The sequence below is a fragment of the Massilia sp. Masssp93 genome (assembly GCF_059491295.1).
In genome coordinates, this window is sequence record NZ_CP168502.1 from 3722489 (window position 1) to 3736019 (window position 13531).

The window sequence follows — 13531 nt, forward strand, 5'->3', positions numbered from 1 at the left end:
AAAGAAAACTGCCGACATCGATTATGGGGCGCCGCGCCGCGTCGAAGTGCTCAGAAACGTGATTGCGATGGCGTGTATGGACGCCATCCGGAATCGCGCCTCACTGCGTGCCGCCCGACAGGACGATGCGCAGCGGCGCCGCCAGCCGTGCTGCTTCGGCCGTCACCATGCGCTGCCAGTCGCGCCGGTCGTGCACGTCGGCCGACCAGCCGGCCGCCGCGCCCAGGTAGTAGCGCAGCGGCTGGCCGGACTTCGCCTGCGCGTAGACGAGCGCATTCTGCGCATCCTCGGCATAGGCTTGCGCGCCCGCCGCAGGCAGGATGATCGCCGCGCCGAAGTCGCCGTTGCTGCGCTGCGTGACCCACTGCGCCAGCGCATGCGCGGCCGGCAGGCGTTCCGTCTTCACGACCGGATGCTGCTCGTCGTAGGCCGGCGTCTTGTTCAAGCCGACGGCAACCTGCAGTTGCGCCGGGCCGGCGAACGAAAACGTGCTGTCGACCGTGTCGAATGCGTGGCCGGCATCGACCGTGAAGCGCTTCACTTCCGACACCTGCACGCCGTTCGCGTCCCACGGCGCGTACGTCAGTTCGAAGATGGCCCGGATCGGCCCGTTGGCGATGACCTTCCAGCCCACGTAGTTGCGGCTGACGTACAGGCGCTTGCCGTCCCAGATGCCGGTCCCGCCGGCGCCGCGCGTCGTGCCGACGCCGTACATGTCGAGGCCTTCGCCTTCGTCCTTGTGGTAATGGTTGTGGCCCTTGTTGTACCAGCGGTCGACGATGGGATAGCTCACGCGCTTGAACCAGATATCGAGGCCGCTGGTCACCAGCACCTCCTTGTCGCTGCCCGGCGCCGCGGGCGCGGCCAGGGCCTGGCCGTAGGTCCGGTGGGCGATCCTGTCGTTCTCCCACGCGAAGTCGTCCAGGCGCTCGGGCACGTAGCGGGCGAACGCGCGCGTCTCGAACGGTGGACTGAGTGCGGCGGACTTTTCGACGGTGAAGCGGGCATGGTGCTCGCCCGCGGCGAAGTCGTGCTGGAAGATCAGCTCACCGTAGGCGACGCCCTTGTTGTCCGGGTCCTTGGCCTCGGGATTCACGTTCGTCACCTGGTAAGGCAGCACATGCCCCGCCGCGTCCTTGACGACGATGTGCTGCAGCAGCGCGCCGGGCAAGGCCTTGTTCACGTCGGCCCACGGGACGGCGATGGTCTCGGCGGGACGGGCCGCGTCCAGGTCGTGGGCGACGTCGACGACGAGACGGTCGGCGGCAAGCGCCAGGGCGTGGCTCGCGGCGAGCGCGCCGGCAAACAGCAGATATTGGATTTTCATCGTGGTCTCATGGGCAGTTTTGCGGTTACGTTACCACATGCGTAAACACTCATCAACTTGATCGCTCCTTGCCGGGGTCCACGGACGGCGGCGACTCGTCGCGCCGCGGCGCCCGTGAAGATCGGCGGTGTCGCCTTCGCCGCGCAAACACGCGTTCACGCAAAATATTTAGACGATGAGCGATCTTCGATGACGTTCGCGGAAATAATCGCTGCATCCGTCTGACCTCCGCAGGCTGTGGCGCACGCCGTATTGGTCATGCCAATTTCGGTTGCGGCCGCGATGATAAGGCTGCGTTCCCTCAACCGGTCCGGCCACTTTCGCCTTTTTCTTTATACGTCGGCAATTTTCGGCCCGCCCGGAGGGTGACTGCGCAAATACGGACGCAGTAATATCGCGCCGCTGAGACAACGTTGTCTCGCACAAAGGCCACGCATATCCACCCGGTTTGAAGCGCAATACTTTGATAAGGCGATAAAAAGATGGAGACACTGAAAAAGATGAGCCGCACCCGGCGGCTCGGCTGCATGGTCATACCCGCCATGTGCGTGCCGGCGTTCGCGCATGCGCAGGACACCAGCGGCGACGCGCCGGCGGCGGCCAGCCAGGTGGTGGTGACCGGCTACAAGAAGAGCTATACCGACGCCCTCGTCATGAAGCGCCAGAACATCGGCGTGTCGGACAGCATTTCGGCCGAAGGCGACCGCTTCCCCGACCTCAACGTGGGCGAGGCCCTGCAGCGCATTCCCGGCATCCAGGTCAATCGCGAGGAGGACGGCCGCAGCGCCTCCGTCAACCTGCGCGGCCTGCCCAGCGCCTTCGCCAAGGTCACGATGAACGGCATGGACTTCGCCGCGCCCGTGCTGGGCGGCGCCACGCCGATGGGCGCCTTCGATTCCGATATCTTCAGCGCTTTCACCGTCATCAAATCGGTCTCCGCGGCGGAACAGAGCGGCGGCATCGCCGGGAATATCGACATGGTCATCGCGCCCGCGCTGTCGCGCAAGGAAGGCGCGTCCGTCAAGGTCACGGCGGAGCACGACACGCTCGGCAACTACACCTCGCCCAAGCTGTCGCTGAACGTCGCGAAAAAATACCTGGACGGCAGGCTGGGCGTGTTCGCCATCCTGTCGCGCAAGAAGGAACAGTTCCGCCGCGACTCGCTGTACATCAACCAGTTCACCCAGCTGAGTCCCGCCACGACGCCGGACTTCGCGAACCGCTACAAGGATTACTACGCCGCGAACTGCACGGGCCAGGCGTCCCCGTGCGTGGCCGCTCCCGGCGGCACGGGCGCCCTCTCCAACGCCGGCGTCACGGCGCCCACCGACATCCGCCAGGCGGCGCAGGTCAACGACGGCACGCTGACGTCGGGCGCGTTCGGCGCCGAATTCAAGGTGTCCCCGCACGTCAAGGTGGGCGGCAACTACTTCTTCACTGACCGCGAGATGAAGGGCACCGCGCTCGACATCCTGGACATCGACTACCGCGACGCCAACACCATCCTCGATCCGACCTCGGCCCCGGTCAAGCTGTCCGACGGGCGCTATTACGCGATGGACTACAAGTTCACGAACCCGCGCGTGTACGGCTCGATGCGCAAGCAGCCGTTCCAGCAGAAGGCGGACGGCCTGAACCTGAAGGGATCGTTCACCAACGACGACTGGCGCATCGAGGCGGCCGGCGTGCTGTCCAAGGCCACCAACTACGGCTACCAGGGCCAGCTCGACGTGCGCAACACCGCCAAGGCCCTTGGCGCCGGCGGCACGGGCAACGGCATCACCGGCCAGGTCGGCCTGTCGGGTGGACTCGACCACTTCACGATGGGCTTCAACCAGAGCGCGCCGGCACTGGGCGCCGCGCAGCTGACGGGCCCCTGGACCTGGGGCGGCACCGGCAACACCCCGACCGTCACCAATGCCGCCGGCGACGTGTTCATCGTGGCCGGCTCGGACAACTACGCCGACAACCGCGTCAAGGCATTGCGCCTGGACGCCGAGCGCTTCCTCGACCTGGCGTGGCTCGAGTCGGTCCAGGGCGGCGCCCAGTACAACAAGAACACGTACGACTCGCGCGCCTACCGCTCCAGCGCCGCGGGCATCGACTACGGCAGGATCGGCACGAACTTCGTCGCGCCGAGCGCGTTCGCGAACGACTTCTTCGGCGGGAACGCCGGCAACTACCTGACCAACTGGCAGACGGTGAACTACGACCTGGCCAGCTCGACCCTGCAGCCGACCATCGCCGCCAACCTGCTGCGCACGGCCAGCGGCTGGGTCAACGATCCGGCCGACGGCGGCTTCACCAGCAACAACTTCAGCGTGGACGACGACATCAAGGCGCTCTACCTGATGGGCAAGCTGGACGGCAAGATCGCCGGCATCCGCGTGCGCGGCCACATCGGCGTGCGCCACGAGGAAACGAAGCAGACCGTCGTCTCGATGGACCGCACCGGCACCGGCGCCACGGCCACGTTCCACACCAATACCAGGGAGACGACCTACAAGAACAACCTGCCCTCGATGCTGCTGGCGGCCGACCTGACCAGCAAGCTGGTGCTCCGCTACGGCAACTACAAGACGTTCATCCGGCCGAACCCGCGCGACATCTCGCCGATCTCGACGACCGTCGTGGAAGACGCGGTGAACGGCGGCTTCACCGTCAGCCTGGGACGCGTGAACATCACGCCGTACACGTCCGATTCGCAGGACCTGGCGCTCGAATACTACAACCGCCCGAACGGCCTGATCGGCCTGGCCGTGTACCGCAAGAAGATCCACGGCATGATCGTCGGCGAGAACCGCGATGCGCTGCTGTGCCCTGCCGACGGCTACAACCTGGGCCTCGGCACCTGGAGCGTGGCGGGCGACCGCTGCGTCAGCGACATCGCGGCACCGGCCGGCAAGGGCCTGAACGGCAAGTACACGATCGACGTCAACGGCGCCGTCAACTCGCCGAACGACCTGATCGCCGAGGGCGCCGAACTGACGGTCCAGCAGACCTTCGATTTCCTGCCGGCGCCGTTCAACGGCATGGGCGGCGTCTTCAATTATTCGTACACCCGCACCAAGGGCAAGTCGCCGGACGGCTCGCCGGCCTTCCTGAACAACGTCTCGCCCCGCTCGGCCAACCTGATCCTGTACTACGAGACGCCGGTGTGGGGCGTGCGCGGCGTCTACAACTACCGCGACGACTACAACCTGCCCAGCGGCGGCACGTTCAGCGGCGCGGCGCGCTCGGTCAAGGCGCGCGGCCAGTTCGACCTGTCGGCGTCGTACAAGCTGACGGAGAACCTGTCGCTGGCCGTGGACGGTTTCAACCTGAGCGACACGTTCCGCCAGGAGTACGAAGGCACGATGGCCAAGCTGCGCCGCGCCGACTACGACGGCCGCACGTTCCAGGCCTCGCTGCGCTACACGTTCTTCTGAACGGCATGCCGAGGATCGCGATCGCCGGGCTGGATCGGCACGATGCGGCCGCCGCAGCGGCCACCGGCCCGCGGACGGCGGCTGCGGCCCTGCTGGCGCGGTTCGAAGCCACGGCCGTCGCGGCGGCATCCGCCGGGGCCGCGGGCCCGGCGGATTTCGCCCGCCGCGCCGCACCCTGCCTGCGGCGCGGCGACGTCGACGGCGTCATCCTGTGCGTCGAATCGACCGCGCATCCCCATCAGGTGCGCGCCGCCCTGCGCCTGGTGGACAAGCCCGCGCTGCTGCTGTCGCTTGCGGCGGAAGGCACGGAACCGGACGATGACACGGCCGCCGGCGGCGCCGCCACCGTGCGGCGCGCACGCACGCTGGTCGCGGAACTGGCCTTCACGCTGCGTGCGGAACGCGCGAACGTCGACGTCGTCGCCGGCCGCGGCGACTGCGCGGCCACGCTGGCGCGCATCCTGCATTGGACCGATACGCTGGGCGCGAGCAGGCGCCTGGCCGGCACGGACGTCGGCATCCTGCACGCGGCCGCCGACGGGATGCCGCGCGCGGCGGCTCGGCTGCCCGTGCTGTCGAACGCCCTGGGCCTGCGCTTCGTTGCGCTGGACAGCACCGACCTCGCGCGGCGCCGCGGCGCGGTCTCGCGGTTCCGCCTGCGCCGCAAGCTGGCCGACTTCGACGGCGCGATCGACATCGGCTGCGCGCCCGCCGCCATCGACGCCGTCCTGCGCACCGCCTGCGCGCTGGACGACATGGTCTGGGCCCACCGCTGCGGCGCCATCGTCCACTGCCCCGGCACGCACGCCGGCGCCGGGCACGCGCTGATCGAACGGACGCTCCCCGCCGGCGCCGCGCTGCTGAACGGCCGCGGGCTGCCGGTCGCCGGACGGGGCGGCGTGAACGCGGTCGCGGCGCGCTGCGTGCTGGAAGCGCTGGGCGCGCCGGCCGCCTGCGCGGAACCGGTCGGCACGCACGCCCGGCGCGGGACCACGGCATGGGCCGTGGACGTCCCGCACCGGCACCTGGCAGGCGCGCGCCGCGCCCGGATCGACGGGGAACTGCGGGTGACGCAGGCCATCGCCGCCGGCCCCGTCACGGCGCTGGCGCTGGTCGAGCCGGCGCCCGGCACGCTCGTCCTGCAGTTCGCCGAAGGCGTGATCGTCGACGGGCCGGACGGCCGCTGCGACATCGCCCTCGACGCGCCGCCGGGCGGCTTCACCGGCGCGCGCTGCGCGCTCGGGCGCGGGCACGCGGGCCTCGCCATCGAGCGGCTGGCCCGCTATCTGAACCTGGACGCGCTGCGGGCCGGCCACGCACCTACAATACGGTAACACCACCCTCCACGACACCATGCACACTCCCGCTCCAACCCGTTATGCACGACTGCTCGCCGCCACCGTATCCGCGCTCGCCTTCGCCGGCTGCGCCCAGTTGCCGACCGCGCCGGCGCATTTCAGCGACGTCGGGCCGGCGTGGGCCGACAACTCGGTGAATACGGTCGTATTCCGCAAGAACTCGCTGGTCACGGCCGGCGACACGCAATACGTCGCGTTCTACGACAGCGACCGCTACGTCGTACTGGGCCGGCGCAAGCTGGGCACCCGCGACTGGACGCTGCACCGCACCCAATACCAGGGCAATGCGGCCGATGCGCACAACACGATCAGCATCATGGTCGACGGCGCCGGCTACCTGCACGTCGCCTGGGACCACCACAACAACCGGCTGCACTATGCGAAGAGCGTCCGTCCGGGCGCCCTGGATCTGGGCGAGAAGCAGCCGATGACGGGGCACGACGAGGACGCCGTCACGTATCCGGAATTTCACCGCATGCCGGACGGGAACCTGCTGTTCCTGTTCCGTAACGGCGCGTCCGGCGAAGGCAATCTCGTGGTGAACCGCTACGATGTCCGGACGGGCAGCTGGCAACGCCTGTTCAGCAACCTGATCAGCGGCGAGGGAGAGCGCAGCGCGTACTGGCAGGCGTTCGTCGACCGGCGCGGCACGATCCACCTGTCCTGGGTCTGGCGCGAATCGCCCGACGTGAGCAGCAACCACGACCTCGCCTATGCCCGTTCGCGCGACGGCGGCCTGACCTGGGAAAAATCGGACGGCGCGCGCTACGATCTGCCGATCACCGCCGCGAGCGCGGAATACGCCGCGCGCATCCCGACCGGCAGCGAATTGATCAACCAGACCTCGATGGCGGCCGACCGCGACGGCCGGCCCTACATCGCCACGTACTGGCGCGACCGCGACAGCCACGTGCCCCAGTACCGGATCGTGCGGCGCACGGCCGCCGGCTGGCAGGTGACCACGCTCGGCTTCCGGCACCTGCCGTTCAGCCTCGCCGGCGGCGGCACCAAGGCGATTCCGATCGCGCGCCCCCAGATCATGATCGACGAGACCCGGCCGCGGCCCGCAGGCGTGCTCGTGTTCCGCGACGCGGAGCGCGGGAACAAGGTGTCGGTCGTGACGATCACGGACTTCGACCGCCCCAGCTGGTCGATCCGCGACCTGGACGATGCGTCCGTCGGCGCCTGGGAACCGACGTTCGACACGGAACTGTGGCGCGACAAGGCCGAGCTCCACCTGTTCGTGCAGGACACGTCCCAGGTCGACGGCGAAGGCCAGGCGGTGCGCCCGCCCAGCCTCGTCCGCGTGCTGGAGTGGAAGCCGTCGTTCTGAAGCGCGCGACCGGCGGCCGCGCCCGGCGCGCCCCGGAAACCGGCGCCAGAAACCGCCACGAAATGCGTTTTTCCAGGCCGTAATCTACTTCCATCGCCGCCGCGCAACCGGCGCGGCGGCGATGTCCTCCACGGCATCCCGTGGTCCCAATCCATTTCAAGGGAGTAGATTATGTCTGGTGAACTGATTGACATGGCATCTCAATTCAAGGGTCTGCCGATGGGCGACCTGATCGGCGGTCCGCTGACGGCCGCCTGCGACGCGCAGGTGCGCCTGGCGAATGCCACCGCGGACTTCATCAAGTACGTCGGTTTCCTGCCGCCCGGCGCGAACGATCCGAAAGGGATCGGCGCGACCCGCGTGGCGAGCTTCGGCTTCAAGCGCCTGGCCCCCGATCCGTCGGACGCCAGCAAGACCGTCGAGCAGCACGTGGAACTGGACGTGCCGCTGCTGGCCATCGTCAAGGTGCCGAGCCTGTCGATCACGAAGGTCGACATCACGTTCGACATGGAGGTGAAATCGTCGTTCGCCTCGAAGGAATCGACCGACGCGTCCGCGAAGATGTCGGCCGACATGAAGTTCGGCTGGGGCCCGTTCAGCGCGACCGTTCACCTCGAAGGTTCCGTCGCCAGCCACAAGGAAAACACGCGCAGCTCCGACAATTCGGCCAAGTACCACGTGCAGGTGCTGGCCGAGGACACCGGCATGCCCGAAGGCCTGGCCCGCGTGCTGGACATCCTGCATTCCGCGATCCAGCCGTCCGTCACGCCGGCCCCTGCCGCCGGCGGTAACGCGTCGTAACGCGTCCGCGCCGCGGACGGGCGGCACCGCCTTCCGTCCGCGCCTTCCCTTCCCTCCGAGGAGCTTGATCATGAACGAAATCACGCAGCAGCAGTTGCGGTCGATAATGATCGCACCCGACGCCGACACGCGCGCGGGCCACTGGGTCGCCGCACTGAACGACTGCATGCGCGCCGGTGCGATCGCCGGCGCCGCGCGCCAGGCCGCCTTCCTGGCGCAGGTGATGGTGGAATCGTCCGAACTGCGCCGTGTCGACGAGGCGCTCAGCTACACGGCGGAGCGGCTGCGCCAGGTGTGGCCGCCGCGCTTTCCGAGCGACGAAGTGGCCGAGCGCTATGCCCGCAACCCGCGCGCGCTGGCCAACTACGTCTACGCCGGCCGGATGGGCAACGGCGACGAGGCGAGCGGCGACGGCTGGCGCTTCCACGGTCGCGGCCTGATCCAGCTGACCGGGCGCGACAACTACGCGGCGTTCGCACGGGCCATGCAGGTCGATGCCGTCGCCAATCCCGACCTGCTGCTCGAGCCGGCCGGCGCCGCGCTGTCGGCAGCCTGGTTCTGGCAGTCGAAGGGCTTGAACGAGCTGGCCGACCAGCTGGATGGCGCCCAGGCCGACCAGCGCTTCGAACAGATCACCCGGCGCATCAACGGCGGCACGCTCGGCCTGGACGTACGCCGCGCCTACTGGCTGCGGGCGCGCAACGCGCTCGGCGCCGGCGCCTAGATCCGCCTCGCGCCGCCCGGAGTTCCACCATGTCCATCCGTCTGCGCCGCGGCGGCGCCTACCTGGCCGACCTGAACACGCTGCGCCGTCTCGTCGAGGCCAACGGGCCGCGCACGACCATCCTGCCCGTCACGATCACCCATCCGGCCAGCGCCGGCCATGTCGACGTCTACCTGAACCTGGCGCACGAACCGGACGCCGCGCGGCCGCGCCCCGCGGCCTCGCTGTGCGTGCTGGGCTGGCGCAACGAGCACGGCGCCTGGCATTTCCACGTCCCGGGCGTGGCCAGCCTGCCGGACGCGCTGATCCCGGGCGGCTGCACCGGCACCTACGCCGGCCTCGGTCATCCGCACGAACTGCCTGCCCTGACCAACGCCGACCTGGGCCACGACGTCGCCGCCCTCGCCGCCTACGCCGGCCGCCCGCTCGACCAGGCATTGCGCGACAGCCTGGCGCGCCTGATCATCGTCGTCAGCGAAGCCCTGCGCTTCGACAGCGTGGCGGCCGGCGTCAACGCCGTCCTCGTCATGGACGGCAGCTTCCGCCCCAACCACGTCACCCTGCGCGCCTGGGACGGTCACGCGCTCGGCACGGGCGACGTCTCGCCCTGGCACCAACGCCCGCTCCCCCGCTGACACAAAACCCGCTGCCGGCATGCCGGCAGCGGGTCGTCGTCACGATTCCGGTCGAAGTGCGCGCTACGCGGCGGGCCTGAGCGTGCGGCCCAGGCGCTCGGTCTCGTTCTGGCCGAGCGTCACCGCGTCGAGGATCAGGTTGGCGAAGTCCATCGGCTGGCGCCCGCTCACGTAAGCCTTCAGCTTGTCGAAGCTGGACTTGTGATCGTCGCCGACGAGGTTCTTTTCGATCAGCGGGATGCCGGCCTTGATGATCGTGGCGCAGTACGTGGCCCACGCGCTGTTGGCCGTCGCGCGGGCCTTGTTCTGCGCCGTCGCCATGTCCGGCGCGCCGCCGGTCGGGCTCTCGGGATACAGCGGCGCCCAGCAATCGGCCCGGCCCAGGTGCGTGCATGACGCCGGGAAGCCGGTGGCCTCCATGAACACGGCGCAGCAGATGCACGAGGCCAGCTTGGTCGTCTTCGCGGGCGGCGGGCCGTCGACCTGGCCGACGGCGATCTCGTACGGCTTGCCCGCCGGCTGGCCGGGCGCCGCGATCTCGTGCATCTTGACGTCGTAGATGGCCTGGATCATGCCGTGCGTGTAGCCGACCAGCGCATTCCCGTCCAGCGCGACCGGGTTGCGCCGCTTGTCCGCGTCCTGGAAGTACATGCCCTGCGCCGCGAGCGTCGCCTGGAACTCGTTGGTCCCGATCATGCCCCAGATCTTCTGCTTCGCGTCCTTGCCGACGGCGACGCCGTCCACCGGCGCGCTCGGGACCCAGCGCCGCGACGCCGGATCGTTCGGGATCACGTGCCGATACGTGCAGAACAGGTTCGACTGCCCGCCGGCCCGGCCGTCGACGAAGCCGGTGTACGCGCCGGCGCCCTGGTAGCCGATCTCCAGCGGCCGGTCGGCACCGTTCGGCGTCAGCTGGCGCAGCGCCAGCGCCAGCAGGTCCTTCGCCGCCTGCGTGGCCGGCGCCGGCGGGTCGTAGCGCAGCGGCGAGTCGGGCGGCAGGTCGCCGCTGCCGCCGATGATGCGCACGTTGCCGTTCTTGTCGTAGGTCGGCGTGATCCGCGCTTCCACCTTGCGGCCCGTGGGCTTGCCGAAATCGGCGCCGGCGTTCTGCAGCGCCAGGTTGATGGCGCCGACGACCGCGGCGAGCTTCCTGATTTCCGGCGTCTCCTGGATGCGCTGCGGCGGAATGTTCAGCGGCGCCTCCGTCTCGAACGAGCAGTTCAGGTTCTTCGACAGGCGCGTGTAGGCGTGGCCCACGATCGCGGCCGCCATGATGACGTCGCCGTCGGCGTGCGGACTGCTCTTGCTGTCCAGGATACCTTGCTGGTGTACGAATGCCATATTGCCTCCTTGGTCAATGAAACAGCGGGGAATTGCCGTTTCATTGTCCGCAGCGGGCGGCGATGCGGCCTGTCGAAACCTGACGGCCGCGTCGCGCGGCGGTGCGGTCACCCGGTCCCGGCGGTGGAGTCGCGCACGACCAGCGCATACGGCATCAGCCGGTGCCGCGGCGCGCAGGCGCGGCCCCGGCGCTGCGAGCGGATGTGCTCGATCAGCAGCGCGACGGCGCCGCGCGCCATGTCGGTGATCGGCTGGCGGATGGTGGTCAGTTCCGGCCACACGGCGGTGGCGAGGGGCGTGTCGTCGAAGCCGCAGACGGCGACGTCGCCCGGGACATGCAGGCGCATGCCGTGCGCGACGGCGACCACGGCCGCCGCCATGTCGTCGTTGCTGGCGAAGATGGCGGTGGGACGGGTCGGCCGCGCCAGCAGCTCGCGCGCCGCCAGCAGCCCGGAACGGTAGGTGAACATGCCCTGGGCGATGCGTTCGGCCCGGACCTCGTGGCCGGCGTGGCGCATGGTGTCGATGAAGGCCTGGTAACGCAGCTGGGCCGGCGTGTGCTCGGGGTCGCCCTTGATGAAGCCGATGTCCACGTGGCCCAGCGACAGCAGGTAGTTCGTCAGCGTCCGCGCGCCTTCGTAGTCGTCGATGCGCACGGCCGACATCCGCGGCGACGGCCGGGCCGTCGCCACGGCCAGCGTGGGCATGCCAAGCGCCGACAGCTGCCGCATCGCCGCCTTCGAGTCGCACAGGGGCGGCGGCACGAGGATGCCGTCGGCGCCGTTCGCGATCAGGCGGTCGATGGCGACGCGCTGGCCGCGCAGGTCACCGCAGTTCTCCAGGATCAGGTGGGCGCCGCTGCGTCCGCACTCGCCCAGCGCGCCGACGAGAAAGGCGCTGAGGAAGGCCTCGCTGGGGTTGCTGTACAGGAGGCCCACGCGCAAGGTGCCGATGCGCGCGGCGCGCGCCGCCACGTTGACCCGATAATGCAGCTCCTCGATGGCGCGCATGACTTTTTCACGGTTCCCGGCGCTGACGGTGGGCGTGCCGTTGATGACGCGCGAAACCGTCATCGCCGACACCCCGGCCCGTTGCGCGACGTCCCATACCGTCGCGCGTGCGTCAGGCGCCGTCGCCACGATTCGCTCGTTGTGCGGAGCGCTGCCCGGGATGCCCGTCGCCGGGGCCGTCGCACGGCAGCTTGTCCAGGTCGTCCAGCGTCCAGCTGTCGCGCCAGCGCACGACGGGCCGGTCGCCCTCCCATTCCACGGGCAGCCACACGTAGCGGCCATCGATGGCGTCCTTCGGGCGCCAGACGTCGAACATCAGGATGTGCCGCGCGCAGCCGTTGCGATGCAACGTCAGTGCATAGGTCGACTGGCCGCCGAACGTGGTGTTGCGCTGCGCCGGCGTGCCGCGCACGGGATTCCCGAGCGCCTGCCACGGACCGAAGACGTTGTCCGCCACGTACGACCTGGCCGCGTTCGGCTTCCAGCCCGACAGGCCCGACGTCACGAGGTAGTACCTGCCGCCATGCCTGAACATGGCCGGCGCCTCGTCGTCGCCGCCGGGCACCACGCGCGCATACTGCCCGCTGCTGCGCAGGTAGTCCCCGCTCAGGCGCGACACGTGCATCGTATGGTTTTCCTCGGACGCGTAGATGTCGTAGGCGCTGCCGTCGTCGTCCACGAACAACGTCATGTCGCGCGCCATCTGGCCGCCGGCGTGGTCGCGCGCGAGGAAGGACGCCGCGGGATCCTTGTCCGCCGGCGCCACGTCCACCGGCCAGGCGCCGGCGTCCGGGCGGAACGAACCCTGGTAGACATACGGTCCGGCCGCGCGGTCGGCCACGGCGACGCCCGCGCGCGCCGCATCGTAGCGCTGTCCCTTGAGTTCGAGGTGGAACCACATCACGAACTTGCCGGTCTTCGCGTTGCGGACCACCTTCGGCCGTTCGATGATCGCGCCCCTGGCGATGTCGCTGGCCGGATCGCTGCTCACTGCCAGCGCGATGCCTTCGTCATGCCAGTCGGTCAGGTTGCGCGAACTGTACACGTGCACGCCGACCTGGGCGCGGTTGCCGGCCTCGCCCGCGACCTTGTGCTCGCCGAACCAGTAATACACGCCCCGGTCTTCGAGAATGCCGCCGCCGTGCGCATTGATGTGCACGCCCTCGTCGTCGGGCCAGAGCTCGCCCGGCCGGAACGCATCCGCCGCCCGCGCATGGGCCGCCATGCACAGGAGGACCGAGGCCATGGCGACGATCGCCATGCGCGGCCCGATGCTGTGTTTCCGATTCATCTTCTTCTCCAAGTAATACGCATGGCCTCGTTATACGTCCGATGCGTTGCTCCGCGGTGTGCGCGGATGCCGGCCGCCGTTTTAGATATCGATAACAAACCGCCTCGATTATAGGTCGGACCCAATTCTTAAAATGGCCAATACCGTTTATCATTTTTGTGGCGGGCATGGGCCGCAGGCGCGGACTTCCCATGTCGCAACGACTCTTCCCACGTGGTCCCGTCCGCGGTCGCGCTGGCCGACATATCGCGCGGACGCAAACGCCGCGGCACAAATTGCCCGA

The 13531-nt window shown here is 69.1% G+C and carries 10 protein-coding genes; 6 read left to right on the top strand and 4 right to left on the bottom strand.

The window, feature by feature from the left end:
* Positions 1-100 precede the first annotated feature (100 nt).
* On the bottom strand, positions 101-1327 hold the full coding sequence (locus ACEN9Q_RS14950; RefSeq protein ID WP_495625140.1) for a DUF4861 family protein: 1227 nt from the start codon (positions 1325-1327) through the stop codon (positions 101-103).
* Between the two features lie 482 nt (positions 1328-1809).
* On the opposite strand from ACEN9Q_RS14950, the gene ACEN9Q_RS14955 reads away from it, so the two are divergent.
* From ACEN9Q_RS14955 to ACEN9Q_RS14980, 6 genes are all read left to right on the top strand, one after another.
* Positions 1810-4755 (top strand): TonB-dependent receptor, encoded by a 2946-nt coding sequence (locus ACEN9Q_RS14955; protein ID WP_495625141.1) that lies wholly within the window; start codon positions 1810-1812, stop codon positions 4753-4755.
* Positions 4756-4760: 5 nt separating this feature from the next.
* Positions 4761-6089: a hypothetical protein gene (locus ACEN9Q_RS14960; protein WP_495625142.1), complete on the top strand. Its 1329-nt coding sequence runs from the start codon at positions 4761-4763 to the stop codon at positions 6087-6089.
* 19 nt (positions 6090-6108) lie between these two features.
* Positions 6109-7446, top strand: coding sequence for a BNR repeat-containing protein (locus tag ACEN9Q_RS14965; protein ID WP_495625143.1), 1338 nt, complete (start codon positions 6109-6111; stop codon positions 7444-7446).
* 192 nt (positions 7447-7638) lie between these two features.
* Entirely contained in the window at positions 7639-8247 is a 609-nt protein-coding gene (locus tag ACEN9Q_RS14970; RefSeq protein ID WP_495625144.1) for a DUF2589 domain-containing protein, read from the top strand.
* Positions 8248-8317: 70 nt separating this feature from the next.
* Positions 8318-8971: a glycoside hydrolase family 19 protein gene (locus ACEN9Q_RS14975; protein WP_056436068.1), complete on the top strand. Its 654-nt coding sequence runs from the start codon at positions 8318-8320 to the stop codon at positions 8969-8971.
* Positions 8972-9000: 29 nt separating this feature from the next.
* Positions 9001-9606 (top strand): ribosome-inactivating family protein, encoded by a 606-nt coding sequence (locus tag ACEN9Q_RS14980; RefSeq protein WP_495625145.1) that lies wholly within the window; start codon positions 9001-9003, stop codon positions 9604-9606.
* A gap of 63 nt (positions 9607-9669) precedes the next feature.
* Here the strand turns inward: ACEN9Q_RS14980 and ACEN9Q_RS14985 are convergent, their stop codons facing one another.
* The 3 genes from ACEN9Q_RS14985 to ACEN9Q_RS14995 form a co-directional block, all read right to left on the bottom strand.
* Positions 9670-10947, bottom strand: a complete 1278-nt coding sequence (locus tag ACEN9Q_RS14985; protein WP_056436074.1) for a hypothetical protein — start codon at positions 10945-10947, stop codon at positions 9670-9672.
* 107 nt (positions 10948-11054) lie between these two features.
* Positions 11055-12086: a LacI family DNA-binding transcriptional regulator gene (locus ACEN9Q_RS14990; RefSeq protein WP_229412568.1), complete on the bottom strand. Its 1032-nt coding sequence runs from the start codon at positions 12084-12086 to the stop codon at positions 11055-11057.
* Positions 12070-13248 (bottom strand): glycoside hydrolase family 43 protein, encoded by a 1179-nt coding sequence (locus tag ACEN9Q_RS14995; RefSeq protein WP_495625146.1) that lies wholly within the window; start codon positions 13246-13248, stop codon positions 12070-12072. The genes ACEN9Q_RS14990 and ACEN9Q_RS14995 overlap by 17 nt, the downstream gene beginning before the upstream one ends.
* Positions 13249-13531 lie beyond the last annotated feature (283 nt).